Raw genomic sequence first — 25,713 nt, 5'->3', positions numbered from 1 at the left:
AGTAAATCATGATGCCAGGATCTCTTCCGCAAACCGGCCAAACGAAGCGTCGCTTCAGCTGGCCGAAGGGTATGCCGCAAATCATTGCGCTGCTGCTGGTGCTGGCCGTAGACAGCCTGGTGGCGCCGCACTTTTTCCAGATTGTCCTCCAGGAGGGGCGTCTGTTCGGTAGCCCGATTGATATTCTTAACCGCGCGGCGCCGGTCGCGCTGCTGGCGATTGGCATGACGCTGGTTATCGCCACCGGCGGGATTGACCTGTCGGTCGGCGCGGTGATGGCGATTGCCGGGGCTACCGCCGCCTCGATGACCGTTGCCGGGCACAGCCTGCCGGTGGTGCTGCTGGTATCGCTGGGGGCGGGCGCGCTGGCCGGGCTATGGAACGGTATCCTGGTGGCGGTGCTGAAGATCCAGCCGTTCGTGGCCACGCTGATCCTGATGGTGGCCGGGCGCGGCGTCGCGCAGCTGATCACCTCCGGGCAGATTGTCACCTTCGACTCTCCGCCTCTGGCGTGGCTCGGCAGCGGCTCGCTGCTGCTGCTGCCGACGCCGGTGCTTATTGCTGCCGCAACGCTGCTGCTGTTCTGGCTGTTCACCCGCAAAACCGCGCTGGGAATGTTCATTGAAGCGGTAGGGATTAACATTCGGGCGGCGAAAAATGCCGGGGTCAACACCCGCATCGTCGTGATGCTGGCCTACGTGCTGAGCGGCGTGTGCGCGGCGATAGCCGGGATCATCGTTGCGGCGGACATCCGCGGCGCCGATGCCAACAACGCCGGACTCTGGCTGGAGCTGGACGCCATCCTGGCAGTGGTGATCGGCGGCGGATCGCTGATGGGCGGGCGCTTTAACCTTCTGCTCTCGGTAGTCGGCGCGCTGATTATCCAGGGGATGAACACCGGGATCCTGCTGTCGGGCTTCCCGCCGGAGCTTAACCAGGTAGTGAAAGCGGTGGTGGTGCTGTGCGTACTGATCGTTCAGTCGCCGCGCTTTATCAGCTTACTGAAAGGAGTACGCGGCCGTGATAAAACGTAACTTGCCGTTGATGATTACCCTTGCCGTATTCGTGCTGGGCTACCTCTATTGCCTGACCCAGTTTCCCGGCTTCGCCTCGACGCGGGTGATCTGCAATATCCTCACCGATAACGCTTTTCTTGGCATTATTGCCGTGGGGATGACCTTCGTGATCCTCTCCGGCGGCATCGACCTGTCGGTCGGGTCGGTGATCGCCTTCACCGGCGTGTTCCTCGCGAAAGCGATTGGCGTCTGGGGGATCACGCCGCTGCTGGCGTTCCCGCTGGTGCTGGCGATGGGCTGCGCGTTTGGCGCGCTGATGGGCTGGCTTATCGATACGCTGAAGATCCCGGCATTTATTATTACCCTCGCCGGGATGTTCTTCCTGCGCGGCGTGAGCTATCTGGTCTCTGAAGAGTCCATTCCTATCGATCACCCGGTGTATGACACGCTCTCCGGGCTGGCGTGGACTATTCCCGGCGGCGGTCGCCTGAGCGCGATGGGGTTGCTGATGCTGCTGGTGGTGGTGGCGGGCATTTTTATGGCCCACCGCACCCGCTTTGGCAACCAGGTGTACGCCATTGGCGGCAGCGCCGTCTCGGCAAATCTGATGGGCATTTCGACCCGTGGGACCACTATTCGCATTTACATGCTCTCTACCGGGCTGGCGACGCTGGCGGGGATCGTTTTTTCTATCTACACCCAGGCCGGTTACGCGCTGGCCGGGGTTGGCGTTGAGCTGGACGCGATTGCGTCGGTGGTGATTGGCGGCACGCTGCTCAGCGGCGGCGTCGGCACGGTATTAGGGACGCTGTTTGGCGTAGCGATTCAGGGGCTGATCCAGACCTACATTAACTTCGACGGCACGCTCAGCTCGTGGTGGACGAAAATTGCGATCGGCATTCTGCTGTTTATCTTTATTGCGCTGCAGCGCGGGCTGACGGTGCTGTGGGAGAACCGCCAGAACTCGCCGGTATCGCGGGTGAGCGGAGCGGCGAATCGCTAGCGTAAAATCCCCTCTCGCCGGGCGAGAGGGGAAGTCAGGGGGCGTTATGCGTCCGGGAACTCTTTAATGAAGTTTTCGACGTCTTCAACCATATGGTTGTTGCCGACGAAGAAGGAGCGACGCTGGTGCAGGCTTACCGGGATGATATCGAGAATACGCTCTTTACCGTCGCTGGCCTTACCGCCCGCCTGCTCGGCGAGGAACGCCATCGGGTTGCATTCGTACAGCAGGCGCAGCTTCCCTTCCGGGTGGCTGGCGGTGCTCGGGTAGAGATAAATGCCGCCTTTCAGCAGATTACGGTGGAAATCCGCCACCAGGGAGCCGATATAGCGCGAGGTGTAGGGGCGCTGGGTCCCGAGATCCTCTTCCTGGCAAAACTTAATGTACTTCTTCACGCCCATCGGGAATTTGATGTAGTTGCCTTCGTTGATGGAGTAGGTATTGCCTTTCTCCGGGAAGCGCATGCGCTCCTGAGAGAGGCAGAATACGCCAAGAGAAGGATCGTAGGTGAAGGCATGAACGCCACAGCCGGTGGTATAAACCAGCATCGTGGAGGAGCCGTAAACCACGTAGCCTGCGGCTACCTGTTTACTGCCCGGCTGCAGGAAATCTTCGACGGTGACCGGCGTTCCGACCGGGGTTATGCGACGGTAGATGGAGAAGATAGTCCCGACAGAGACGTTAACGTCGATGTTAGAGGAACCATCCAGCGGGTCCATGAGCACCACGTATTTTGCGTGTTCGCAGCCTTCAAAGACGACGATTTCGTCTTCTTCTTCAGAGGCGATCCCGGCAACAATATCGCGCGCTCGCAGTGCGGCCTTCAATTTTTCATTGGCGAACAGATCGAGTTTTTGCTGCACCTCGCCCTGGACGTTTTCAGCACCGCTGGCACCCAGGATATCGACCAGACCGGCCTTGTTGATATCGCGGTGGATGATCTTGGCGCCTAGTTTTATCGCCGACAACAAAGCAGTTAGCTCGCCGGTTGCGTGGGAGAACTCGTGCTGCTTTTCGACAATAAATTCACCTAACGTTTTCATAACCCGTTCCCTGCATGTTTATGTGAAGTAAAACGAACGCAACAATCTTAACAAAGAATAAAAAAAATACGCACAGGTGAATCGCGCCAGCAAAAAACGGATTCGCCTGAAATGCATTTCTCTGATGCCGAACATAAGGGTAAAATGTGCGCCAGATTAAAGAGGGAAGTGACGAATGCGCATTCATATTTTAGGTATCTGTGGCACGTTTATGGGGGGGCTGGCGATGCTGGCGCGTTCCCTCGGTCATGAGGTAACGGGGTCGGATGCTAACGTCTATCCGCCGATGAGCACTCTGCTGGAAAGCCAGGGTATCGATCTAATTCAAGGATATGACGCCAGCCAGCTGGAGCCTCGGCCGGATCTGGTGATCATCGGTAACGCGATGACGCGCGGCAATCCGTGCGTCGAAGCGGTGCTGGAAAACAACATTCCGTACATGTCCGGCCCGCAGTGGCTGCATGATTTCGTCCTGCGCGATCGCTGGGTTGTGGCGGTGGCGGGCACCCACGGCAAAACGACGACCGCCGGCATGGCGACCTGGATCCTCGAAGCCTGCGGCTATAAGCCCGGCTTTGTGATTGGCGGCGTGCCGGGTAATTTCGAGGTCTCCGCGCGTCTGGGCGACAGCCCGTTCTTTGTTATCGAAGCGGATGAATATGACTGCGCTTTCTTTGATAAGCGTTCGAAATTTGTTCACTACTGCCCGCGAACCCTGATCCTCAATAACCTTGAGTTCGATCACGCGGATATCTTTGATGACCTGAAGGCTATCCAGAAGCAGTTCCATCATCTGGTGCGCATTGTCCCGGGTCAGGGCAAAATTATTCTGCCGGAAAACGACATCAACCTGAAACAGACTATGGCGATGGGCTGCTGGAGCGAGCAGGAGCTGGTCGGCGAGCAGGGCCACTGGCAGGCGAAAAAGCTCAACACCGACGCCTCGCAGTGGGAAGTCTGGCTTGACGGCGAGAAGGTCGGGGAAGTGAAGTGGGCGCTGGTCGGCGAGCATAATATGCACAACGGCCTGATGGCGATTGCCGCCGCCCGCCACGTCGGCGTGGTGCCGGCGGACGCCGCCAACGCGCTGGGCGGTTTTATCAACGCCCGTCGCCGCCTTGAGCTGCGCGGCGAAGCGAACGGCGTCACCGTGTACGACGATTTTGCCCATCACCCGACGGCGATCCTGGCGACGCTGCAGGCGCTGCGCGGTAAGGTTGGCGGCACCGCCCGCATTCTGGCGGTGCTCGAACCGCGCTCGAACACCATGAAAATGGGCGTCTGCAAAGACGATCTGGCGCCGTCGCTGGGCCGCGCGGATGAAGTGTTCCTGCTCCAGCCGCAGCATATTCCGTGGCAGGTCGCCGAGGTGGCTGAAGCCTGCGTGCAGCCTGCTCACTGGAGCGCTGATGTCGATGTGCTGGTGGATATGATTATCAAAACCGCCCATCCGGGCGACCACATTCTGGTGATGAGCAACGGCGGCTTCGGCGGCATTCATCAGAAGCTGCTGGATAAGCTGGCCAGTAAGGCGGCTGCGGCAGAATAATCCCGACGATCGTCTCTCTGCCCTCCGCGTGAGGGCAGATTTTTTGCTATTTGGATTTTGTCATGCTCACTTCTGAAAAACTGACCTCGACCGATTCGCCGCATTTCCCCGTGCTCGACGCGCTGTACGTCAAGGCCTTTCCGTGGCACGAGCAGCGTGAGCCGCTGGCTAAACAGCGAGCGCTGCGCGATCCGCACTACGCGCTGGAGGCGTGGTTTGATGAGGGAGAGTTTATCGGGCTGAGCGGCAGCTGGCAGTTTGCGGACTATGGCTACATTGAGCATCTGGCGATCGACGACAGCCTGCGCTCGCGCGGCTACGGCAAGCGTCTGCTGGCGGAAATACTTAAGCGTGCGCCGCTGACCATCCTCGAGATCGATCCACTCACCACGGAAATCGCCCGCAGGCGCCTGCAGTTTTATGTCACGATGGGCTTTAGCGACAACCCGTGGCCGCATAGTCACCCGACCTATCATTGCGGCATCGCCGATCATGCGCTGATGGTGCTGAGCTACCCGCAGGCGATTGACGAAGCGCAGTACCAGCGCTTTGCGCAGCAGCTACGCCAGGTGGTGATGGCCTAAGCCGATATCCCGGCGCTGGCGCCGGGAAGGTGATGTGCGGTGCGGGCGCCGTCTCTCCCGGAGGCCCGGGAGCAGCGCCGGCGTAAGGTTACTCTTTGGCGATTGGCGCTTCGTTTTCCGCGACCTTCGCTTCGCCCTGGATTGCCGCAATTCTCTGCTCAACGTCGGCAACCTGCTTATTGTTGTGCAGCAGGGTATAGGTCAGATCAAACTGCGCGCTGGCTCCCGGCTGCAGCTGCTTCACGCGTTTCTGCTCGCGCTCAACGGTGACCGGATAGGCATAGCTGGTGCCTGGCTCAATGCCGGTGACATAGCCCTGTTTTTGGCTGTCGGTGTTTTTCCACAGCGTCAGGACCGGCAGCTGGCGGGTATCAAACTGAATCGACGCCCCTTTATCGCCAGCCTTGTTAACCACCGCCGCCAGCGTTTGGTGATGGTCATCGGACAGCGGCTGAATATTAAATACCATCTCGTCAAAATCTTTGGTCGGGCCGGCATAGGTTTGCCACGTTTTCAAACCGGCTTTGGCATAGTCGTTGAACGGGCTGATGCTGGCCATCGGCGCGAGAAAACGCGCGCCTTCTTCCAGAATCGGCGTACCGAAATTGCTGTGGTAAATGATCTGATAATCATGCGGATAATCGGCGTGGTTGGTTAAGACATCGTGCAGGCTGAAGCTGTTGCTGCCGGGCACGTAGCGCAGCTCGGTCATGGTCTGCAAATCGGCTTTCTTGAAGGTGCTTTCCTTCACCAGCCCGCGAACGCGAATTTCATAAGGCGCGCTATCGGCAACCTCAACCTCGACCTGCGATGCCGGCGTGTTCCCGGCTTTGCCGTGCAGGGTATAAATCTGCCCGTCGGCGGTGACCGGGTGGCCGGTCCATTCGTAGCCGCAGCGCACCATCATCTCATTGAAACCTTCCAGCCAGCCCAGCCCGTTGCGGCTTTCCAGATTAATAAAGGCCGGATTAACCACCTCTTTGACCGGTGAGTCCCAGCCCATTCGCGTGCCGAAACCTTCGATTTTAAGTAAATTCATCCCGCGAGTCGGGCTGAGAGCGATAGTCAGGCCGTCCTGGCTGCGAATAACGATAACTTTACTGCCCTCCTGCTTGCCGCCATGAAGGACTTTTTGCTCGATGCTGAAATGGCGATCTTTTATCTTCAGCTGATCGCTGCTTACCTGCCAGTTTCCTTTCTCTATGCTGCTTTCAGCGCTTGTCAGCACCCAGGTTTTTGCCGCGACTTGCCCAGAAATCATCATCGCTACTGCGGTCAACGCTACTATTTTTTTCATTTTTCGTCCCTTTTTGCTGAATCGATATTGTTATCAATGAGGGAAATCTAATGGCTAGCGGCTGATGAAAATGTGAAGTGCCTCACCTGGTGAGAATATGCGCGATTTGCTGTTTTTAACTGCGACTTTAGTCCTATTTTAATGCAAGTTTTTATTATTGTTGCCGAAAAAATGTGAATTTAAACATGGTCAGCTTTAACGATTCAGCTTTTATGGGCAGCAGGCGCGGCGGAAAAACCGCGTCCTCTGACCAGCAGCAGAACGGCGCGTCAGCCGGATAAAAGCGCAAGGGGGAGCAAAAGGAGCGCAAAACGAGAGCAAAGGGCGGCTGAACAGAGGCTGAACAGGGGGAGCGCCCAGGGGCGCGGCGTTGGGAAAGATAACCTTTCCGGCAATGCGTAGCGTACGCATGCCGGGCTACAGGTTAAACGTTATCAGGTAGCCCGGACAGGCGCGCCGCCTGCGGGAAAATCAGGCGGGCGGCAGCGGAATTAGCTTTCGCCTTCGGCCAGTTCACGCAGGTACTGGAAGATCAGGCGCGCGGACTTCGGCGGCTTGTTGCCTTCTTTCTCTTTTTGCGCGTTACGGATCAGCGAACGCAGCTGCTGACGGTCAGCTTCCGGCCACAGGTTCAGCACTTCCGGCACCGCGTCATCGCCATCGGCAATCAGGCGGTCGCGGATCATCTCCAGCTTATGGAACAGCGCAACCTGCTGGTTGTGGCGGTTCTTCAGCTTGTCCAGCGCCTGGCGAATAGGGTCAACGTCGCGGCTGCGCAGCATTTTGCCAATCAGCTGCATCTGGCGGCGACGGCCCTCTTTCTTGATCCGTTGGGCGAGTTCAATGGCGTCGCGCAGGTCGGTATCGAGCGGGATCTTATCCAGCGCGTTTTTCCCCAGCTCTACCAGTTCTGCGCCAAGACGCTTCAGTTCTTCGGCGTCACGCTTAATTTCACTTTTACTGACCCAGATAATTTCATCGTCTTCATCTTCGACGTCATCACCGGGAACGTCGTCGAGCCAGTCATCGGGCTGCTTTGTCATCTCAGGCTCCTTAAAAAAAGAGGCTAATGTTACCAGTTAAGGCGCGCACTGAAAAACGGTTCTCTGTTAGACTTCAATTAACTCCTTCCTACATTATGGCATTAGCGATGAAAGTCATCTCTCAAGTTGCACAGCAGCGTAAGGCGCTGGAAGAGGCCGTGACCACGGCGCTGGAACTGGCGGCAGGTAAATCAGACGGTGCGGAAGTCTCCGTCAGCAAAACCACCGGCATCAGCGTCAGCACCCGCTACGGCGAGGTGGAGAACGTAGAATTCAACAGCGATGGCGCCTTAGGCATCACCGTTTATCATCAGCATCGCAAGGGCAGCGCTTCCTCAACCGATCTTAGCCCGCAGGCGATTGCCCGCACGGTGCAGGCGGCGCTGGACATTGCCCGCTATACCTCGCCGGACCCGTTCGCCGGCGTTGCCGATAAAGAGCTGCTGGCCTTTGACGCCCCGGATCTTGACCTGTTCCACCCGGCGGAAGTGAGCCCGGATCGGGCGATCGAGCTGGCCGCCCGCGCCGAACAGGTGGCGCTGCAGGCCGATAAGCGCATCACCAACACCGAAGGCGGCAGCTTCAACAGCCACTACGGCATCAAGGTATTCGGCAACAGCCACGGCATGCTGCAGGGCTACTGCTCAACCCGCCATTCGCTGTCCAGCTGCGTTATCGCGGAAGAAAACGGCGATATGGAGCGTGATTACGCTTATACCATCGGCCGCGCGATTGAAGATTTGCAGTCGCCGGAGTGGGTGGGCGACGAGTGCGCCCGCCGCACCCTCTCGCGCCTGGCGCCGCGCAAGCTCTCGACGATGAAGGCGCCGGTGATTTTTGCCAATGAAGTGGCGACCGGGCTGTTTGGTCACCTGGTCGGGGCGATTGCCGGCGGCGCGGTGTACCGTAAATCGACCTTCCTGCTTGACGCGCTCGGCACCCGGATCCTGCCGGACTGGCTGACCATCGAGGAGCATCCGCATCTGCTGAAAGGGCTGGCGTCAACGCCGTTCGACAGCGAAGGCGTGCGTACGGAGCGTCGCGATATCATTAAGGACGGCATTCTGACGCAGTGGCTGCTGACCAACTACTCGGCGCGCAAGCTGGGCATGAAGAGCACCGGCCACGCGGGCGGCATTCACAACTGGCGAATCAACGGCCGCGGCCTGAGTTTTGAAAAGTTGCTTAAAGAGATGGGCACCGGACTTGTCGTCACCGAACTGATGGGGCAGGGTGTCAGTGGCGTTACCGGCGATTACTCGCGCGGCGCATCCGGCTTCTGGGTTGAGAATGGCGAAATTCAGTATCCGGTAAGCGAAATCACCATCGCCGGAAATCTGAAAGATATGTGGCGTAATATCGTGACCGTTGCCGACGATATCGAAATGCGCAGCAATATCCAGTGTGGTTCCGTGCTGCTGCCAGAGATGAAAATCGCCGGGCAATAACGGCGTGTTTTACCGGATTGTTCAGGCTGCGGCTTGAAGAATAACGGGTATAGAAGGGCGCCCAGGTGGCGCCTTTTCCTTATGCTTAAATAATAAAAAAGGAAGTGAGCAATGCGTAAAAAACTGTTAGCAGTGCTGGCTGTCTCAGCCCTGGCGATGGGTTCAGCGTCGGCGTTTGCCGCCGATCTCGGTGAGGATATGGACACCATTGCGCAAAATCTGCAGGTGGTACAGAAGACCTCTGATGCCGGTGAGCAAAAAGCGGCGCTGACGAAGATGCGCGACGCCGCCGTCAATGCGCAGAAAGAGACCCCGCCGAAGCTGGAAGGCAAAGCAGCGGACAGCGCGGAGATGAAGGACTACCGCCACGGCCTCGATATTCTGATTGGCCAGATTGACGGCGCCCTGAAGCTGGCCAATGAAGGCAAGGTCAAAGAAGCGCAGGCCGCTGCGGAAGAGTTCAAAGCCACCCGTAATACCTACCACCAGAAGTACCGTTAAGTTCTTTTCCAGGAGGTATCAGCCGGTACCTCCTGCATTTCGTCTGCGCATAAAACCCAACCCCTGTCACAGTTTACTTCTCTTCTCCGCCGCCGGTTCGGCCGCTTCCGGTCGCCAGTTAAATCGCAATCTTGTGATTCTCATCACGCCGTTTTGCCGAAAATAGCAAATTTACGCCAATTCTGTGCAATGGATCGCATCGTCCGTCCGCCTTTCCACTTCGAAGTGGAAAACAACTCGCTACAAACTCCTCCCCCCCGGCGTTAGTTTTGTCCCCAGAGACATCAACGGGGTAAGACAAGTGAATAACGGAGCGGTAACACACGACGTAGGGGAGCAGGCAACGCAAACCGAGCAGCTGGCTGAGAAGATGCTGCAGCAGGTTTATACCCTGCTAGGTCGCCGTAACATCATCCCCAACGCCGTCCAGGAGCAGATGCTGACCTCCCACGTGCGGGCTATGGCCCACCGGTCAATTAGCGGCGAGCCGCTGCCGGAAGTGGATGCCAGCCTGTTTGAAGAGATTTCAGAAGATTCAATGATGCTGGCTCGCGAAGTGGTCGCGCAATTCGGCAACCTGCCAGAGGAAGAGTCCTGGCTGCTGTCGGTCCACTTCGAAGTCGCTAAAGAAAACCTGTAAGGAGCTAAAAATGGAACAAATCACCGTAGTAATTGGCGATCGCCTGGGTAAAGGGCAAAAAGTTGCCGCTGGCGCGGAAAAAGCCGGAGCTCGTGCAGTCGTGGTTCCGGGCGTTGCCGCTGATATGAAGCTGGGCGACGTGATGAAAGCAGAGAATGCCACCTTTGGTATCTCCTTCTGCGGCAGCGGCGGCGCAGGCGCCATCACCGCGCAAAACAAACATGGCTACAAAGCGAAATACGGCATGCGTTCCGTTGATGAAGGCGTCACCGCTATCAACGAAGGCTACAACGTTCTGGGCTTCGGCTTTATGGATAAAGAAGAGCTGGGCGAGCGCCTGGTAGAAGCCTGGAAAAAGAAATACGGCGCCTGAGTATGAAAGAGCAATTCACCACCACGGTGAGCGTTACGGGCAAAGGCGAGAGCAAGACGCGGGCGTTCGCCGATGCCCTGAACCACGTACAGGCAGCGGTGATGAAAACGTCGCCGCACATTTTACTGCGTATTGAGCCACAGGATGTGGAGGTTGTTCATGCGCGTGAAGCGGTGCGCAAAGAAGCGTTTTTATTCTTCTTTTTGCGCCGTGAACGACGGACCTACAGCGTGGAGCTGAACGTCACCGTCAACGTGACCGCCATTAATCTCGATAAAGTGGATTTCGTCACGCAAACCTGATCTTCACCATAGGGTTAAACTATGTTCCTGATAATTTTAATAAAATCGCTCATTATCGGCGGCCTGGTCGGCGTCGGCGTGGGCGCCGGAGCGGCACGTATGTTTCATGCGCCCACCACACAAGGGATGGGCGCATTTCGTACGTTGGGCGAGCTGAACTCCTGCGAAGGCGATCCGGCGTCCCACTTCTCCTTTGGTCTCGGCTTCTTCTTTAACGCCTGGGCTTCTTCTGTCGCAGCAGGCTCCTTCACCCAGGACGTCGATCACCGCATTATCCCTAACTGGGGCGCCGCCGCGCTGATGCTGAAAAACCGCAACGTCGGCGAGACGCTGCACGATCCGAAGAAGATGGCGATTGCCTGCGGCGTTATCGGCATGTTCGTGGTCTCCTTCCTTAACCTGACCGCCTCTTCCGTACCGGAAGCGCTGCAGGTCACTGCCGTTAAGGTGCTGGTCCCGGCGGCTAACCTGCTGGTTAACACGGTGATGCCGGTTATCTTCTGGCTGGCGGCCATCGATGCCGGGAAAAAATCGGGCTTCTGGGCCACCATTTTTGGCGGCGCGGCGCAGCTGATTATGGGCAACGCCGTTCCGGGTCTGGTGCTGGGCATCCTGATCGGTAAAGGCGTTGAAGAGAGCGGCTGGCACCGCGTCACTAAAGTGATGATGTCCGCCATTGTTGCACTGTTCGTGCTGAGCGCCTTCTTCCGCGGCTTTGACATTAAGACCCTGGAATCCTTCCACCTGGGCGTACCGAACTGGCTGGATCTGATTCACAACTCGCTCAGCGGCAAATAACAGGAGCCTCTAAATGGAACAGAATAAAGGTTTTTGGTATGCCGACTGGTCGTTCCCGATCTTTGTTGGCCTGCTCTCCTCCGGCGTCTTCGCCGGGACACACATGTACTACCTCTACGGCATCGGCGCGTTTAACGAAGTGGCCTTCGTGGCCATGCTGAAAGCGGGCATTGATACCGGAGCCTACGGGGCGGTCGCGGCGTTTGGCGCCAGCTTCCTGTTTGCGCGCATCATTGAAGGCTCGCTGGTGGGGATCCTCGATATCGGCGGCGCGATTCAAACCGGTATCGGCCTCGGCGTGCCGGCGCTGCTGCTGGGGGCGGGCTTCGTCTTCCCGGTGGCCAACTTTGCCGCCTCGCTGGCTACCGGCCTGGCGCTGGGCCTCGCCGTTGGCTACATCATTATTCTGGCGCGTAAGTTCACCATCAATCAGAGCGACTCCACCTACGGTGCCGACGTCATGATGGGAGCAGGTAACGCCTCGGGCCGCTTCCTCGGGCCGCTGATTATCCTCAGCGCGATGACCGCATCGATTCCTATCGGTATCGGTTCTCTGGTTGGCGCCCTGCTGTTTTACATCTGGCAGAAGCCGATCACCGGCGGCGCCATCCTTGGCGCGATGATCCTCGGTTCCCTTTTCCCGATTGCTATTGGTTAAGTCCTGCGGGCGCGTGAGCGCCCGCTTTAACAGGAGAGACCCATGTTTGATTTACTCCTGCGCCGTGCGCGCCTCGTCGACGATACCCTGACCGATATCGCCATTCAGGACGGGAAAATTGCGGCGCTGGGCGAGATTAGCGCGCCTGCGCGCAAAACCATTGAGCTGGACGGCAGCTATTACGCCAGCGCCGGCTGGATTGATTCCCACGTTCACTGCTACCCGAACTCGCCGATTTATCACGACCAGCCGGACAGCGTGGGCATCGCCACCGGCGTCACCACGGTGATTGATGCGGGCAGCACCGGGGCGGACGATATCGACGATTTTTATCAGCTGACCCGCAGCGCGGCCACCGAGGTCCTGGCGCTGCTCAACATCTCCCGCGTCGGGCTGATTGCCCAGAACGAGCTGGCCAATATGGCCAACGTCGATGCCGAAGCGGTGACCCAGGCGGTGAAGCGCCACCCTGATTTTATCGTCGGCCTGAAGGCGCGAATGAGCAGCAGCGTGGTCGGCGACAACGGAATTACCCCCCTGGAACGGGCGAAGGCGATGCAGCGCGAAAATGGCGACCTGCCGCTGATGGTGCACATCGGCAATAATCCGCCGAACCTCGACGAAATTGCCGACCTGCTGGGCGCGGGAGACATCATCACCCACTGCTATAACGGCAAGCCGAACCGCATTCTGACCGCTTCCGGCGAGCTGCGCGCCTCCGTGACCCGCGCCCTGAAGCGCGGCGTGCGCCTTGACGTCGGCCACGGTACCGCCAGCTTCAGCTTTGAGGTGGCGCGCCGGGCGATAGCGATGGGCATTCTGCCGCAGACCATTAGCTCCGACATCTACTGCCGCAACCGTATTGACGGCCCGGTACGTTCGCTGGCGCTGGTGATGTCGAAGTTTCTCGCCATCGGCATGTCGCTACCGCAGGTGGTGGAGTGCGTTACCGCCAGCGCCGCTGACGGGCTGCGCCTGACGCAAAAAGGGCGTCTGGCCGTGGGCTACGACGCTGATTTAACCCTCTTTACCCTGCAGCATGCGCCGACGCTACTGGTCGACGCCGAAAAAGAGAGCCTGCAGGCTGACAATATTCTGGTGCCGCTTGCTGCGATTCGCGCGGGCAAGGGCTATCTGACCGAACAAGGGAGCGCGGAAAATGCCTTCGATTTTTGAAAAATACAATTTAAAACAAGTTATTAATACATCAGGCCGCATGACGGCGCTGGGCGTATCCACGCCGCGTCCTGAGGTGGTTGAAGCCGTCATGAGCGGCATGAATCACTACTTCGAAATGAAAGACCTGGTCAATAAGACCGGTGAGTACATCGCGAACCTGCTGGAGGTGGAAGGGGCGACGGTTGTCTCCTGTGCCTCCGCGGGGATCGCCCAGTCGGTGGCGGCGGTGCTGGTGAAAGACAGCAGCTGGCTGCTGGAAAACCTCCACGTCACCCCGATCGAAAACAACGAAATCGTCCTGCCGAAAGGCCATAACGTTAACTTCGGCGCGCCGGTGGGAACGATGGTCGCGCTGGGCGGCGGCAGGCTGGTGGAAGCCGGCTACGCCAACGAATGTTCCGCCGATCAGCTGGCGGCGGCGATTACTCCGCGCACCGCGGCGATCCTCTACATCAAATCTCACCACTGCGTGCAGAAAAGCATGCTCAGCGTTGAGCAGGCGGTCGTGGTGGCGCGTAAGCACAACCTGCCGCTGATCGTCGATGCGGCGGCGGAAGAAGATCTGCAGTGTTACTACAGCGCCGGCGCCGACCTGGTGATTTACAGCGGCGCCAAAGCGATTGAGGGCCCAACCAGCGGCCTGGTGGTCGGTAAAGCGCAGTACGTGGAGTGGGTTAAACGCCAGTCCGCCGGCATTGGCCGGGCGATGAAAGTCGGTAAAGAGGGCATTCTTGGCCTGACCTGCGCGATTGAACACTATCTGACCGCCCGCAAGGAGAGCGGCGATGAGATGGTGGCGAAGATGACGCCGTTCATTGACCAGCTCAACGCCCTCTCCGGGGTGAGCGCCCGGGTGGTATGGGATAGCGCCGGTCGCGATATCGCGCGCGCGGAAATTAAATTTACTGAAGCCGTGACCGGCATCGCCACCGGCGAGCTGGTTGAGGCGCTGAAGCAGGGCGAATACGCCATCTACTTCCGCGGCTATAAGGCCAACGAAGGCATTATTGAGGCCGATGTGCGCAGCGTAAACGCACAGCAGCTGGAGATCGTCTCCCGCCGCATTGGCGAAGTTCTGAACCAGGAGAAGAAAGCATGAAACTGACCCCGAATTTTTACCGCGATCGCGTGTGCCTGAACGTACTGGCGGGCAGCAAAGACAACGCCCGCGAAATCTACGAAGCGGCGGAAGGTCATGTTCTGGTCGGCGTGCTCTCTAAAAATTACCCGGACGTGGCGAGCGCGGTGGCCGATATGCGTGAATACGCCCGGCTTATCGATAACGCGCTGTCGGTGGGCCTCGGCGCGGGCGATCCAAACCAGTCGGCGATGGTCAGCGAGATCTCCCGTCAGGTGCAGCCGCAGCACGTCAACCAGGTCTTTACCGGCGTCGGCGCCAGCCGCGCGCTGCTGGGGCAGAACGATACCGTCGTCAACGGCCTGGTTTCCCCGACCGGCACGCCGGGGATGGTGAAGATCTCCACCGGCCCGCTGAGCAGCGGCGCGGCGGACGGGATCGTTCCGCTGGAAACCGCCATTGCCTTACTAAAAGATATGGGCGGCAGCTCAATCAAATACTTCCCGATGGGCGGCCTGAAGCATCGCGATGAGTTCCTCGCCGTCGCCCAGGCCTGCGCCCGTCACGATTTCTGGCTGGAGCCGACCGGCGGGATCGATCTGGAAAACTACAGCGAGATCCTGCAGATCGCGCTGGATGCCGGCGTCAGCAAAATCATCCCTCACATCTACAGCTCTATTATTGATAAGGAGAGCGGCAACACCCGCCCGGCGGATGTGCGCCAGCTGCTGGAGATGACCAGGGCGCTGGTTAAATAGTCATTGCTCTGCCGTCCCCTGAACCTCGCCGCAAGGGAGGAAGGGGACAAACGTCCCCCACCGAACCATCAAGGAGTCACCATGCCTGGCACTCGTCACCTGCTTGTTGCTTCACTTTCCCTGCTCGCCGCCAGCGCCTGCGCCCAGGCGCAGTACGCCTGGGTCGGCACCTACAACCCCAACGGCGAAGGCCTGTACCGCTTTACCGTCGAGGCGAAAACCGGCGCGTTGAGCAACAGAACGCTGGTGAGCTCGTTGCCCAACGTCGCGCAGCTTACCGCTTCGCGCGACGGTAAAACCCTGTACGGCGCCAGCGAAGTGGAAAAGGGCGTGGTGCAGGCGTGGCGCGTTGCAGCGAACGGCGAGCTGACCGAGCTAAACCAGGTCTCTTCCGGCGGGGCCGGGCCGGTTTATCTCTCCCTGACGCCGGACGGTCGCCATCTGCTGGTGGCAAACTACGTTAGCGGCACGACGGCCGTGCTGCCGGTGCAGGAAGACGGTCGCCTGGGCGAGGCGGTGGACGTTCATCAGGATCAGGGACCGGCCGGCGCTGCGCGCCCGGCGGCGGCCGTTGAGGGCAGCTTCGCCATTAGCGACCATAACGGCCCCCACGCCCATATGATCTCGGCCGATCCCAGCGGGAAATACGTTTACTCCACCGATCTGGGGCTGGATCGGATCTATCAGTACCGGATGGACAGCGCCAGCGGCAAGCTGACGCCAAACGATCCGCCGTTTATCTCCGCATCTTCGCCGGGAGCCGGGCCGCGTCACTTTGTCTTCACGCCGAAGGGCGACGGGCTGTGGCTGATTAACGAAGAGTCCTCGACGCTAACCTTCTATCATCTTGATAAGGCCAGCGGCCTGCTGCGCGAGGGCAAAACGATTTCCGCGCTGCCGAAGGGGTATAAAGGCACCAGCTTTGCCGCCGGCCTGGCGCTGAGCGCCGACGGCAGGCAGCTGTACGTGGCGAACCGCCTGCATAACAGCATCGCGCACTTTAGCGTGATGGCGGACGGTAGCCTGAGCCATCAGGAAGATGTCTGGACGCGCGGGGACTACCCACGAACGCTCACGCTGGATAATCAGGGGCAGTGGCTGTACGTCATGAACCAGCGTAGCGATAATATTACCCGTTTCAGCGTGGCGCCTCAGAGCGGCAGGCTGACGTTTGCCCCGGACTATACTCCGGTAGGCAGCCCGTCACAGATGGTGATATCCGCTCAACCTTGAGCCGTAAAGATGAAGGAACTGACATGCGATTTCCCAACCAACGTTTAGCACAGCTGTTTAGCCTGCTGCAAAACGAAACGCTGCCGCAGGATGAACTGGCGCAGCGGCTGTCAGTTTCTACCCGTACCGTACGCGCCGATATTACGGCGCTTAACGCGCTGCTGTTGCCCTACGGGGCGCAGTTTCTGCTTATCCGCGGCAGCGGATATCGGCTCAACGTTGACGACCCAGCGCTTTACCGGACGCTGGCGGAAACGGCGCCGAAAGCGCAGCATATTCCGCGTACCGCGCAGGATCGCATTAACTTTCTGCTGGTGCGCTTTTTGACCTCCGCCTTCTCGCTAAAGCTCGAAGACCTTGCGGACGAGTGGTTCGTCAGCCGCGCCACGTTGCAGAGCGATATGGTGGACGTGCGCGAACGTTTCCAGCGTTACCAGCTGACCCTCGAGACTCGCCCGCGTCACGGCATGAAGCTGTTCGGCAGCGAAGTGTCGATTCGCGCCTGCCTGACCGATCTCCTGTGGGAGCAGTCGCAGCAGGGGGGATTGCCTCTGCCGGTCGATAAAGGCGGGCTGAGCGCGGAGGTGTCGGAACGGCTGGCGCGCGAGCTGCAGGAGATCCTCACCCGCCACCACGTCCGTCTGACGGATGAAGGCGAGCGCTTTATCCGCCTCTACAGCACGGTGGTGGTGCGCCGCGCCAGCGAGGGCTACCCGCTGGCAGAATTTAGCGCTGAAGATGTGGCCCAGAACGTGCGCGATGCCGCCCGGGAGCTGGTCGGGATGCTGCAGCAGCTGGCAGGAAAGGCGCTCTCCGCGGCGGAAGAGGAGTGGCTGTGCGTGCACCTTGCCGCCCGCCAGGTGCAGGACGTTGATCCGGGCACCATCAGCGCCGATGACGACGAAGCGCTGGTGAACTACATCCTGCGCTATATCAATACCCAGTATAACTACAACCTGCTCGATGACGCCCAGCTGCACGCCGATCTGCTGACCCATATTAAGACCATGATCACCCGGGTGCGCTATCAGATCATGATCCCCAATCCGCTGCTGGATAACATCAAGCAGCACTACCCGATGGCATGGGATATGACCCTGGCGGCCGTCTCCAGCTGGGGGAAATACACCCCCTATGCGATCAGTGAAAACGAGATCGGTTTCCTGGTGCTGCACATCGGCGTCGGCCTTGAGCGTCATTACAATATTGGCTACCAGCGCCAGCCGCGCGTGCTGCTGGTGTGCGATACCAGCAACGCGATGGTGCGGATGATCGAAGCGACCCTGCAGCGTAAATATCCGCAGCTGGAAATTGCCGCCACCCTTTCGCAGCGCGAGTATGAGCAGCTTGAGGCCGTTGCCGAGGATTTTGTTATTTCCACCGTGCGCATCGGTGAAAAGGATAAGCCGGTGGTGACCATCGCGCCGTTCCCGACGGATTATCAGCTGGATCAAATCGGCAAGCTGGTGCTGGTGGACAGAACCCGTCCGTGGATGCTGGATAAGTATTTCGATGAGGCCCATTTCCGGGTGATTGATACCCCCGTCGATCGCCAGACGCTGTTTGCCGAACTGTGCCGGCAGCTGCAGGAGGAGGGTTTTGTCGACGCCGGGTTCTATGACTCCGTTGTCGAGCGTGAGGCTATCGTCAGCACCATGCTCGGCGACGGCATTGCGCTGCCGCACGCCCTTGGTCTGCTGGCGAAAAAAACGGTGGTCTACACCGTGATTGCCCCGAACGGCATAGTCTGGGGCGATGAGACCGCCCACATCATCTTCCTGCTGGCCATCAGCAAAAGCGAGTATGAAGAGGCGATGGCGATCTACGATATTTTCGTGACTTTCCTGCGCGAACGCGCGATGACCCGCCTTGCCGCCACCGGCAGCTTTGACGAATTTAAAACCGTGGCAATGGAGTGCGTCAGCCGCTTTTAACCGCGGCTAGCGCAGATGATGCACCACCTGGTTGCTGCTGCCGCGCCAGATAAGCATTGGGTCTTTTAAATCCTGCACGAACTTGCCGTCGACCAGCACGTTAATCAGGTCGACCACCGCCATCTGCGCGTCGTTGAGCTCCTCAAGCCTGTAGCCCGTCCACATCCAGATATCCTTCCCGGGACACTCGGCGCGAATGCGCTGCACCAGCGCGAGGATCTCCGACACGTTCTGCGGGTGCAGCGGATCGCCGCCGGAAAGGGTGATTCCCTGGCGCTTAATGCGCGCGTCGTTGAGGTCGGCGATGATGCGGTCGGCCATCTCGGTGGTGAACGGCAGGCCGGAGTTGAGCCGCCATGTGCTCTTGTTATAGCAGCCGGGGCATTCGTGGACGCAGCCTGAGACGAACAGGGTGCAGCGGGTGCCGGGACCGTTGACGATATCGACCGGGTAGTACTGATGGTAATTCATTTTCGTTTCTCAATTGACGCCATTACTGCGTTGGCTACGCTCGCTTACCCGGGTCACTTACTTATGTAAGCTCCCCCGGGATTCGCTTGCTTGCCGCCTTGTCCTGGCGCCAATTGCTTTGCGAAAAGCGTCGCATTGCCGGGCAATAATACTGTCGAAATTAACCGATCTGCCCGTTACCCAAATGCTTAACGCGGCGTTTAACTTCTTCCTGCTTGCCGGCGTTGAACGGGCGGGCGTCCGGGCTGCCGAGATAGCCGCACACGCGGCGGGTCACCGAGACGCGGGCCGCGTCGTGGTTGCCGCATTTCGGGCAGGTAAACCCTTTGCTGGTGCACTCGAACTCGCCGGTAAAGCCGCACTCGTAGCACTCGTCGATTGGCGTGTTGGTTCCGTAGTAGGGCACGTGCTGGTAGCTGTAATCCCAGACGTCTTCCAGCGCCTTCAGGTTGTGCTGAATGTTCGGGTATTCGCCGTAGCAGATGAAGCCGCCGTTCGCCAGCGGCGGGTAAGGCGCTTCAAAATCGATCTTGTCGTAAGGGTTGACCTTCTTCTCGACGTCGAGGTGGAAACTGTTGGTGTAGTAGCCCTTATCGGTCACGCCGTTGATGACGCCAAACTCGGCGGTATCGAGACGACAGAAGCGATCGCACAGGTTTTCACTCGGCGTGCTGTAGAGGCTGAAGCCGTAGCCGGTCTCTTCCTTCCACTGCTCCACGGCGTCGCGCATGCGTTTGACGATGGCGATGCCTTTCTCACGCAGCGCGTCGCTATCGTACATATGCTGGTTGCCGGAGAGCGCGTTGATGGTTTCGTGAATGCCGATATAGCCCAGCGAAATCGACGCGCGGCCGTTTTTAAAGATATCCGCCACGTCGTCGTCCGCCTTCAGGCGTACGCCGCAGGCGCCTTCCATATACAGAATCGGCGCGACGCGGGCCTTCACCCCTTCGAGGCGCGCAATACGCGTCATCAGGGCCTTACGCGCCAGCTCCAGGCGGCTATCGAGCAGGGTCCAGAAGGCGGCTTCGTCGCCTTTGGCTTCCAGCGCGATCCGCGGCAGGTTAAGGCTGATGACGCCGAGGTTGTTGCGGCCATCGTGAACCTGCTCGCCGTTCTCGTTTTCCCACACCCCGAGGAAGCTGCGGCAGCCCATCGGCGTTTTAAACGAGCCGGTGACCTTCACCACCTGATCGTAGTTGAGGATATCCGGATACATGCGCTTGCTCGCGCACTCCAGCGCCAGCTGCTTGATGTCGTAGTTGGCGTCGCCGAACCGGTGGTTCAGGCCGTCGCGAATGGCGAAGACCAGCTTCGGGAACACCGCGGTTTTGCGGTTTTTACCCAGACCGGCAATGCGGTTGCGCAGAATCGATTGCTGAATCAGACGCGATTCCCAGCTGGTGCCGAGGCCAAAGCCAAAGGTGACGAACGGCGTCTGGCCGTTGGCGGTGTGCAGGGTATTCACTTCGTATTCCAGCGACTGGAAGGCGTCGTAGCACTCTTTCTCTGTACGCGAGCGGGCGTACTCTTCGGCGTTGGGGATCTGCCACTCTTCGGCGATTTTACGATGCTTCTTGCAGCTCTCGGCCACGAACGGCGCCAGCACTTCGTCAATCCGGTTGATGGTGGTCCCGCCGTAAATATGGCTGGCGACCTGGGCGATAATCTGCGCCGTTACCGCCGTGGCGGTAGAGATAGATTTCGGCGGCTCGATCTCGGCGTTGCCCATTTTAAAGCCGTGGGTCAGCATGCCCTTGAGGTCAATCAGCATGCAGTTAAACATCGGGAAGAACGGCGAGTAGTCGAGATCGTGATAGTGGATCTCGCCGCGTTCGTGCGCCTGAACCACGTCGCGCGGCAGCAGGTGCTGGCGAGCGTAGTGTTTGGCCACAATCCCGGCCAGCAGGTCGCGCTGGGTGGGGATCACCTTACTGTCTTTGTTTGCGTTTTCGTTAAGCAGGGACGAGTTAGTTTGCTCTACCAGGCCGCGGATCTCCTGGTTCAGGCGGCCGCGTTTTTCACGCTCGATATCGCGATCGTGGCGATATTCAATATAGGCGCGAGCCAGCTGCTTCCACGGGCCTGACATCAGCTGATTCTCAACGGCGGTCTGGATTTCGTTAATATCGACCTGAGCCCGATTCTGCATTTGCTGGCTAACGACTTCTGCGACGGTGGCGCAATAGTCTGCGTCATCGACTCCCGCTGCTTTAGCTGCACGCAGAATTGCTTCTTTAATGCGCTCTGACTTGAACGGCACTTTGCAGCCATCTCGTTTCATCACATGCGGTGTCATGATCACTCCATACTTTATAGAACAGGTTATCCACAGAGGCGGAAGGTATACCGAGGTCGCGAGGCGCTATAGCTGCCGCCGTTTTCCTTCGGCTCCGGCCCTTTTTATCCACATCCCACCACCGCCTAAATACGATGGGCTGTGCCGACATAATAGACGATTAATACAATATGTAGGGCCGGGACGCATTTTAAGTTCTACATGTAGTGATTTGCATCAAAGATGTTTGCGATTTTATTGACGCAGGACAAAGTAAAAAGGTGAGAGTACGGATGGTGGGCGCTTGCGCTAAATGTAAATTTATATGCTTAAAAAACAAGCATAAAAATGCCCGGATGCCGCCCGCGCAGGCGGCGGGCATCGCGGCTCAGGCAATCAGCGTATCGTTAAGGAGATCGACCAGCAGCAGCAGGGCGTAGCGGGCCAGCTGCGGGCTATCGGGGAGCGGGATAATCCCGGCGGCCATGTTGGCCAGCGCGTGGTTTTCCGGCGTCAGGGCGATGATGGTCACCCCCTGGGTTCGCGCCTGCAGGGTCGCGCTTTGCAAAATATTGTCCGCGCCGGCGGTGACCAGCACCAGCAGCAGGTGGTCGTCGCTCAGCGTCGAGGCCGTCATGCGCATCAGGGCGCTGTCCTGGCACAGGTTGATGGCGATACCGGAGGGCAGCAGCTGGTGCTGCAGCAGCGTGGCCAGCGCGACATCCTGGGCGCCGAGCGCGAAGCAGTGCACGGCGCGCGCGGTCAGCAGGCGAGATTTGAGCTTTTCGACCGCCGCCTCCGAGGTCTGCGCCAGCTGTCGGGTAAGCGTATCGCCAAGATAGCTCAGCCTGTCGCGCCAGGCGGCGGGCAGGGCGTGGCTGTTTGGGCTCACCCAGCTGGTCCGGCGCTCGCTGGCCTGCGCCAGCTGCTTGCGCAGATCGCGAATATCCTCGCAGCCAACGGAGCGGGCGAAGCGGGTGATGGTGGCCGGACTGACGCCGGCGCTGGCGGCCAGTTCATCGATGGACGCGCTGGCGGTAAAGCTCAAATTTTCCAGAATAAACGCCGCAACCCGCGACTCCTGGGTGCTAAAGCGCACCAGCCCTTGCTGCAACTGACCTACGATATCCATCCTGACCGTCCCTTTCTCCAGAACATCACGTTGAAAATATTTTTCACTTACCGCCTGTGCCTATTTATAGCATCAGCCCAAGGTATTTCCTATGGTTTCGCCGTTAATCGGGCAAACAGCGTGGGCAATAATGATCAAAAATTACGTTTCGATCACATCGGTGAAAATTATTTTCATATAGCCTTCACTTTCACACAATCTTAACAATATATTCGCTGAGGCCCTAACGGGCGAGGTCATAAATCCATCTGGGGGAGAGGTCATGCAACGAATCGTTCTGTGCTGTGCAGCAGGTATGTCGACCAGCATGCTGGTGACGAAGATGAAAGCCGAGGCGCAGCAGCGCGCGCTGTCGCTGGATATCTACGCGGTGGCGGTGGCGGAATTTGAGCGCGAGCTGGCCAACGCCGACGTGATCCTGCTGGGACCGCAGGTGAAATATGAGGCCGGACGCCTGAGCGCGCTGGCCGCTCCGCACGGAAAAGCGGTCGCGGTGATCGATATGGCCGACTACGGCATGATGCGCGGCGCGGCGGTGCTTGATAAGGCGCTCGCGCTGCTTAATCCCTGATTTTTTTCTCTCATATCCCGGAACCATCACGCGCGCTCACGTCGACCGCGCGCGGCTTTCTGCATGCCGAAAGAGGTCTCTATGCAAGCACTAAAAATTGCCGTTATTGGCGGCGGTAGTAGCTATACGCCGGAGCTTATTGAAGGAATTATCGTTCGTTATGAGCAGCTTCCGGTAACGGAGCTGGCGCTGGTTGACGTTGAATCAGGCAGGGAGAAGGTTGAAATTATCGCCGCGCTGACGCGCCGGATGCTCACCCGTAAAGGGCTGGAGCACGTTATGGTCAGCGTCCATTTTGCGCTGGACGAGGCGATCCGCGGGGCCAGCTTCGTGCTGACCCAGCTGCGCGTCGGGCAGCTGGCGGCGCGGGCCGGCGACGAGCGTCTCGGGCTGAAGTATAACCTGCTGGGCCAGGAAACCACCGGCGTGGGCGGATTCGCCAAAGCGCTGCGCACGATCCCGGCGATCCTTGAGGTGGCGCGCAAGGTTGAGCAGCTGGCGCCGCAGGCGTTTATCCTCAACTTCACCAACCCGGCCGGGATTGTCACCGAGGCGGTGAGCCGCTACAGCAAGGCGAAGATTATCGGCCTGTGCAACGTGCCGATTAATATGCAACACATGATTACCGGCATGCTGGGTGCGAAAGAAGAAGAGGTTAACCTGCGCTTTGCCGGGCTCAACCATATGGTATGGGTGCATAAAGTGATGCAGGGGCGTGAAGACGTGACCCGCAAGGTGATCGACATGCTGTGCGATGGCAAAGCGCTATCGATGAACAATATTAAAGAGCTGCCGTGGCCGGCGCCGTTCCTGCGCGCGCTGAACGCCATTCCCTGCCCCTATCACCGCTACTTCTGGCTGACGTCGGCGATGCTGGCGGAGGAGATCGCCGCGGCAAAAACCAAAGGCACCCGCGCCGAGCAGGTGATGAAGGTCGAGCAGGAGCTGTTCGAGCTGTACGCCAATCCGGCCCTCGATGAGAAGCCGGAGCAGCTCAGCTTCCGCGGCGGCGCTTACTACTCTGAAGTGGCCGTGGAGTTAATCAACGCGATTCATAACAATCTCGGCAAAGAGATGGTGGTGAATACCCGCAACAACGGGGCGATTCACGGCCTGGACGATGATGCGGTGGTGGAAACCAACAGCATTATTGATGCCCAGGGCGCCCGCCCGCTGACCTTTGGCGCGCTGCCTCCGGCGATGAACGGCCTGACGCAGCAGGTGAAGGCCTTTGAGCGGCTGACCATTGAAGCCGCGGTACACGGCTGTCGCGATAGCGCGCTGCTGGCGCTGGTGACCAACCCGCTGGTGGGCAACGTCACCGACGCGCAGGCGCTGCTGGACGAAGTCTTAACCATCAACCGTCAATGGCTGACGCAATTTAACTGACCGTTATTTCCTTTGGGGATCGTCTCATGTCGAACACTACGTGGATTGAACGTTACGTCATGCCCGCGGCGCTGAAAATCGCCGGGCAAAAGCACGTCCTGTCGGTGCGCGACGGCATTATTTTGAACATGCCGTTTATGCTGATTGGTTCATTTTTCCTGATTTTCGCCTATCTGCCCATTCCCGGCTATGCCGATATGATGAGCGGTCTGTTCGGCGACGTCTGGCGCGATAAAATGCTTTATCCGGTTAAAGCGACCTACGACATTATGGCGCTGATATCGAGCTTCGGCATCGCCTACCGGCTGGCGGAGAAGTACCGCACGCTTGACCCGCTCACCGCCGGGGCCATGTCGCTGGTCGCGTTCGTGATGACGATCCCGCAAAGTACGCTGTTTACGCCGGTGCACGGCGCGGCGGAAGTGGTCAAAGGGGTGATCCCGGTCGGGCTGGTGGGCAGTCAGGGGCTGTTTGTCGCCATCGTTATTTCGCTGTTATCTACCGAGATTTATCGCTTTGTCGCCGGCCGCAACCTGGTGATCCGCATGCCGGACGGGGTACCGCCGGCGGTGGCGAAATCGTTCCTCGCGCTGATCCCCGGATTCTGCGTGCTGGCGGTGGTGCTGGCGCTGCGCCTGATCGTCGAAGCTTCGCCATTCGGCGACATTAACAGCATGATCGCCACCATTATCGGCATTCCGATGCACCACGTCGGCGGTACGCTGCCGGGGATGATCTTCTCGGTTATCCTGATCGGCATTCTGTGGACGCTGGGGCTGCACGGCGATGCCATCGTGCTGGTGTTTATTCAGCCGGTGTGGCTGTCGAATATGTCGGAAAACCTCACCGCGTTCCAGAACGGCCAGCCGATCCCGCATATCATTACGCAGCAGTTTTACGATCTGTGGATTGCTCCCGGCGGTACCGGGGCGCTGCTGGGGCTGGTGCTCTTTATGTTGTTCAGAAGCCGTAGCCAGCAGATGAAGCAGCTGGGGAAAATCGCCGCGCCCGGCGCGCTGTTTAATATCAGCGAGCCGATGGTGTTCGGTATTCCGCTGGTGATGAACCCCTATTTTTTCCTGCCGTTTATTTTGACGCCGGTTCTGCTGGTAATTGTCTCCTATACCGCGATGGCTACCGGGCTGGTCGCTCCGCCGGCGGGGATTGCGCTGCCGTTTACCACGCCGATTTTTATTAGCGGCTATCTGGCAACGGGCGGGCATATTTCCGGGACCATTCTGCAGGTGGTGAACCTGACGATTTCGCTGGTGGTTTACTATCCGTTCTTCCGGGCGTGGGATCGCCTGAAGGCGAAAGAGGAGCACGCCTCGACGCGCCAGGAGGCCGGCAGCGCGCTGTCAACGGCCGACAGAGCCTGACGACAAAGGCGGCGCGCTGCGCCAGCCCGGGCTACCGTAACGTAGCCCGGCTAAGC

General features: G+C 58.9%; 25 protein-coding genes. 19 read left to right on the top strand and 6 right to left on the bottom strand.

The window, feature by feature from the left end; all coding sequences use genetic code 11:
• Positions 1–8 precede the first annotated feature (8 nt).
• Together ytfT and yjfF are read left to right on the top strand one after the other, a co-directional pair.
• Positions 9–1,034, top strand: coding sequence for a galactofuranose ABC transporter, ATP-binding protein YtfT (gene ytfT, locus NWP14_RS22465; protein ID WP_095104341.1), 1,026 nt, complete (start codon positions 9–11; stop codon positions 1,032–1,034).
• The gene (gene yjfF, locus NWP14_RS22460) at positions 1,021–2,019 is read left to right on the top strand and encodes a galactofuranose ABC transporter, permease protein YjfF (protein WP_159237516.1); all 999 of its coding nucleotides are present in this window, start codon (positions 1,021–1,023) and stop codon (positions 2,017–2,019) included. The genes ytfT and yjfF overlap by 14 nt, the downstream gene beginning before the upstream one ends.
• Positions 2,020–2,063: 44 nt before the next feature.
• Here yjfF and fbp read toward each other — a convergent pair whose 3' ends face one another.
• The gene (gene fbp / locus NWP14_RS22455; protein ID WP_095104337.1) at positions 2,064–3,062 is read right to left on the bottom strand and encodes a class 1 fructose-bisphosphatase; all 999 of its coding nucleotides are present in this window, start codon (positions 3,060–3,062) and stop codon (positions 2,064–2,066) included.
• 175 nt (positions 3,063–3,237) lie between these two features.
• Here fbp and mpl point away from each other — a divergent pair, with 175 nt between their 5' ends.
• Positions 3,238–4,611 (top strand): UDP-N-acetylmuramate:L-alanyl-gamma-D-glutamyl-meso-diaminopimelate ligase, encoded by a 1,374-nt coding sequence (gene mpl, locus NWP14_RS22450; RefSeq protein WP_095104335.1) that lies wholly within the window; start codon positions 3,238–3,240, stop codon positions 4,609–4,611.
• A gap of 62 nt (positions 4,612–4,673) precedes the next feature.
• The gene (locus NWP14_RS22445; protein ID WP_375216038.1) at positions 4,674–5,195 is read left to right on the top strand and encodes a GNAT family N-acetyltransferase; all 522 of its coding nucleotides are present in this window, start codon (positions 4,674–4,676) and stop codon (positions 5,193–5,195) included.
• An 88-nt stretch (positions 5,196–5,283) separates the two neighbouring features.
• Here NWP14_RS22445 and NWP14_RS22440 read toward each other — a convergent pair whose 3' ends face one another.
• Both NWP14_RS22440 and yjgA read right to left on the bottom strand, forming a co-directional pair.
• Positions 5,284–6,492 carry an aldose 1-epimerase family protein gene (locus NWP14_RS22440; RefSeq protein WP_375216037.1) on the bottom strand — a complete coding sequence of 403 codons (1,209 nt, stop codon included), beginning with the start codon at positions 6,490–6,492 and terminating at the stop codon, positions 5,284–5,286.
• 491 nt (positions 6,493–6,983) lie between these two features.
• Positions 6,984–7,535: a ribosome biogenesis factor YjgA gene (yjgA, locus tag NWP14_RS22435; RefSeq protein ID WP_041143756.1), complete on the bottom strand. Its 552-nt coding sequence runs from the start codon at positions 7,533–7,535 to the stop codon at positions 6,984–6,986.
• 95 nt (positions 7,536–7,630) lie between these two features.
• Here yjgA and pmbA point away from each other — a divergent pair, with 95 nt between their 5' ends.
• From pmbA to NWP14_RS22375, 12 genes are all read left to right on the top strand, one after another.
• The gene (pmbA, locus tag NWP14_RS22430) at positions 7,631–8,983 is read left to right on the top strand and encodes a metalloprotease PmbA (RefSeq protein ID WP_095104329.1); all 1,353 of its coding nucleotides are present in this window, start codon (positions 7,631–7,633) and stop codon (positions 8,981–8,983) included.
• 111 nt (positions 8,984–9,094) lie between these two features.
• A complete protein-coding gene (gene cybC, locus NWP14_RS22425) occupies positions 9,095–9,484 on the top strand; it encodes a cytochrome b562 (protein ID WP_095104327.1) in 390 nt (129 codons plus the stop codon).
• A gap of 301 nt (positions 9,485–9,785) precedes the next feature.
• Entirely contained in the window at positions 9,786–10,124 is a 339-nt protein-coding gene (locus NWP14_RS22420; protein WP_095104325.1) for a glycine dehydrogenase, read from the top strand.
• Between the two features lie 10 nt (positions 10,125–10,134).
• The gene (locus NWP14_RS22415) at positions 10,135–10,497 is read left to right on the top strand and encodes an SFCGS family glycine-rich protein (protein ID WP_045853321.1); all 363 of its coding nucleotides are present in this window, start codon (positions 10,135–10,137) and stop codon (positions 10,495–10,497) included.
• Positions 10,498–10,499: 2 nt separating this feature from the next.
• On the top strand, positions 10,500–10,799 hold the full coding sequence (locus NWP14_RS22410) for a DUF4312 family protein (RefSeq protein ID WP_041143761.1): 300 nt from the start codon (positions 10,500–10,502) through the stop codon (positions 10,797–10,799).
• Positions 10,800–10,820: 21 nt separating this feature from the next.
• Positions 10,821–11,597: a DUF4311 domain-containing protein gene (locus NWP14_RS22405; protein ID WP_041143762.1), complete on the top strand. Its 777-nt coding sequence runs from the start codon at positions 10,821–10,823 to the stop codon at positions 11,595–11,597.
• Positions 11,598–11,610: 13 nt separating this feature from the next.
• Positions 11,611–12,255, top strand: a complete 645-nt coding sequence (locus tag NWP14_RS22400; protein WP_032689791.1) for a DUF4310 family protein — start codon at positions 11,611–11,613, stop codon at positions 12,253–12,255.
• Positions 12,256–12,297: 42 nt separating this feature from the next.
• Positions 12,298–13,431, top strand: a complete 1,134-nt coding sequence (locus NWP14_RS22395; protein WP_375216036.1) for an amidohydrolase/deacetylase family metallohydrolase — start codon at positions 12,298–12,300, stop codon at positions 13,429–13,431.
• Positions 13,415–14,533, top strand: a complete 1,119-nt coding sequence (locus NWP14_RS22390; protein ID WP_346430531.1) for a DgaE family pyridoxal phosphate-dependent ammonia lyase — start codon at positions 13,415–13,417, stop codon at positions 14,531–14,533. Before NWP14_RS22395 ends, NWP14_RS22390 begins: the two co-directional genes overlap by 17 nt.
• The gene (locus NWP14_RS22385; RefSeq protein ID WP_346430530.1) at positions 14,530–15,270 is read left to right on the top strand and encodes a KDGP aldolase family protein; all 741 of its coding nucleotides are present in this window, start codon (positions 14,530–14,532) and stop codon (positions 15,268–15,270) included. Before NWP14_RS22390 ends, NWP14_RS22385 begins: the two co-directional genes overlap by 4 nt.
• A gap of 81 nt (positions 15,271–15,351) precedes the next feature.
• Complete coding sequence (locus tag NWP14_RS22380; RefSeq protein WP_375216035.1) at positions 15,352–16,503, top strand: lactonase family protein; 1,152 nt, start codon at positions 15,352–15,354, stop codon at positions 16,501–16,503.
• Positions 16,504–16,526: 23 nt separating this feature from the next.
• Positions 16,527–18,437: a BglG family transcription antiterminator gene (locus NWP14_RS22375; protein ID WP_375216034.1), complete on the top strand. Its 1,911-nt coding sequence runs from the start codon at positions 16,527–16,529 to the stop codon at positions 18,435–18,437.
• Between the two features lie 6 nt (positions 18,438–18,443).
• Here NWP14_RS22375 and nrdG read toward each other — a convergent pair whose 3' ends face one another.
• The 3 genes from nrdG to NWP14_RS22360 all read right to left on the bottom strand — a co-directional run bounded on the left by nrdG (position 18,444) and on the right by NWP14_RS22360 (position 22,318).
• On the bottom strand, positions 18,444–18,908 hold the full coding sequence (nrdG, locus tag NWP14_RS22370) for an anaerobic ribonucleoside-triphosphate reductase-activating protein (protein ID WP_095104317.1): 465 nt from the start codon (positions 18,906–18,908) through the stop codon (positions 18,444–18,446).
• 160 nt (positions 18,909–19,068) lie between these two features.
• Complete coding sequence (nrdD, locus tag NWP14_RS22365; protein WP_095104316.1) at positions 19,069–21,207, bottom strand: anaerobic ribonucleoside-triphosphate reductase; 2,139 nt, start codon at positions 21,205–21,207, stop codon at positions 19,069–19,071.
• A 367-nt stretch (positions 21,208–21,574) separates the two neighbouring features.
• On the bottom strand, positions 21,575–22,318 hold the full coding sequence (locus tag NWP14_RS22360) for a MurR/RpiR family transcriptional regulator (protein ID WP_375216033.1): 744 nt from the start codon (positions 22,316–22,318) through the stop codon (positions 21,575–21,577).
• A gap of 262 nt (positions 22,319–22,580) precedes the next feature.
• On the opposite strand from NWP14_RS22360, the gene NWP14_RS22355 reads away from it, so the two are divergent.
• From NWP14_RS22355 to celB, 3 genes are all read left to right on the top strand, one after another.
• Positions 22,581–22,889 carry a PTS sugar transporter subunit IIB gene (locus NWP14_RS22355; protein ID WP_095104313.1) on the top strand — a complete coding sequence of 103 codons (309 nt, stop codon included), beginning with the start codon at positions 22,581–22,583 and terminating at the stop codon, positions 22,887–22,889.
• Between the two features lie 81 nt (positions 22,890–22,970).
• Positions 22,971–24,278 (top strand): 6-phospho-beta-glucosidase, encoded by a 1,308-nt coding sequence (locus NWP14_RS22350; RefSeq protein WP_375216032.1) that lies wholly within the window; start codon positions 22,971–22,973, stop codon positions 24,276–24,278.
• Between the two features lie 26 nt (positions 24,279–24,304).
• The gene (gene celB / locus NWP14_RS22345; RefSeq protein WP_095104311.1) at positions 24,305–25,657 is read left to right on the top strand and encodes a PTS cellobiose transporter subunit IIC; all 1,353 of its coding nucleotides are present in this window, start codon (positions 24,305–24,307) and stop codon (positions 25,655–25,657) included.
• Positions 25,658–25,713 lie beyond the last annotated feature (56 nt).

The organism is Klebsiella sp. C349492 (genome assembly GCF_042055345.1).
Lineage (GTDB): Bacteria > Pseudomonadota > Gammaproteobacteria > Enterobacterales > Enterobacteriaceae > Klebsiella > Klebsiella scottii.
Note: the sequence above shows the minus strand (reverse complement) of the source record. Positions and strands in the feature narration are given on the sequence as shown.

Coding starts and splice junctions, on each gene's coding strand:
- cybC (WP_095104327.1), top strand. CDS start 9,095: ATGCGTAAAAAACTGTTAGCAGTGCTGGCTGTCTCAGCCCTGGCGATG.
- fbp (WP_095104337.1), bottom strand. CDS start 3,062: ATGAAAACGTTAGGTGAATTTATTGTCGAAAAGCAGCACGAGTTCTCC.
- NWP14_RS22395 (WP_375216036.1), top strand. CDS start 12,298: ATGTTTGATTTACTCCTGCGCCGTGCGCGCCTCGTCGACGATACCCTG.
- NWP14_RS22375 (WP_375216034.1), top strand. CDS start 16,527: ATGCGATTTCCCAACCAACGTTTAGCACAGCTGTTTAGCCTGCTGCAA.
- pmbA (WP_095104329.1), top strand. CDS start 7,631: ATGGCATTAGCGATGAAAGTCATCTCTCAAGTTGCACAGCAGCGTAAG.
- nrdD (WP_095104316.1), bottom strand. CDS start 21,207: ATGACACCGCATGTGATGAAACGAGATGGCTGCAAAGTGCCGTTCAAG.
- mpl (WP_095104335.1), top strand. CDS start 3,238: ATGCGCATTCATATTTTAGGTATCTGTGGCACGTTTATGGGGGGGCTG.
- NWP14_RS22410 (WP_041143761.1), top strand. CDS start 10,500: ATGAAAGAGCAATTCACCACCACGGTGAGCGTTACGGGCAAAGGCGAG.
- NWP14_RS22415 (WP_045853321.1), top strand. CDS start 10,135: ATGGAACAAATCACCGTAGTAATTGGCGATCGCCTGGGTAAAGGGCAA.
- NWP14_RS22360 (WP_375216033.1), bottom strand. CDS start 22,318: ATGGATATCGTAGGTCAGTTGCAGCAAGGGCTGGTGCGCTTTAGCACC.
- NWP14_RS22405 (WP_041143762.1), top strand. CDS start 10,821: ATGTTCCTGATAATTTTAATAAAATCGCTCATTATCGGCGGCCTGGTC.
- NWP14_RS22355 (WP_095104313.1), top strand. CDS start 22,581: ATGCAACGAATCGTTCTGTGCTGTGCAGCAGGTATGTCGACCAGCATG.
- NWP14_RS22350 (WP_375216032.1), top strand. CDS start 22,971: ATGCAAGCACTAAAAATTGCCGTTATTGGCGGCGGTAGTAGCTATACG.
- NWP14_RS22400 (WP_032689791.1), top strand. CDS start 11,611: ATGGAACAGAATAAAGGTTTTTGGTATGCCGACTGGTCGTTCCCGATC.
- NWP14_RS22380 (WP_375216035.1), top strand. CDS start 15,352: ATGCCTGGCACTCGTCACCTGCTTGTTGCTTCACTTTCCCTGCTCGCC.
- yjgA (WP_041143756.1), bottom strand. CDS start 7,535: ATGACAAAGCAGCCCGATGACTGGCTCGACGACGTTCCCGGTGATGAC.
- nrdG (WP_095104317.1), bottom strand. CDS start 18,908: ATGAATTACCATCAGTACTACCCGGTCGATATCGTCAACGGTCCCGGC.
- celB (WP_095104311.1), top strand. CDS start 24,305: ATGTCGAACACTACGTGGATTGAACGTTACGTCATGCCCGCGGCGCTG.
- NWP14_RS22445 (WP_375216038.1), top strand. CDS start 4,674: ATGCTCACTTCTGAAAAACTGACCTCGACCGATTCGCCGCATTTCCCC.
- NWP14_RS22390 (WP_346430531.1), top strand. CDS start 13,415: ATGCCTTCGATTTTTGAAAAATACAATTTAAAACAAGTTATTAATACA.
- NWP14_RS22385 (WP_346430530.1), top strand. CDS start 14,530: ATGAAACTGACCCCGAATTTTTACCGCGATCGCGTGTGCCTGAACGTA.
- NWP14_RS22440 (WP_375216037.1), bottom strand. CDS start 6,492: ATGAAAAAAATAGTAGCGTTGACCGCAGTAGCGATGATGATTTCTGGG.
- ytfT (WP_095104341.1), top strand. CDS start 9: ATGATGCCAGGATCTCTTCCGCAAACCGGCCAAACGAAGCGTCGCTTC.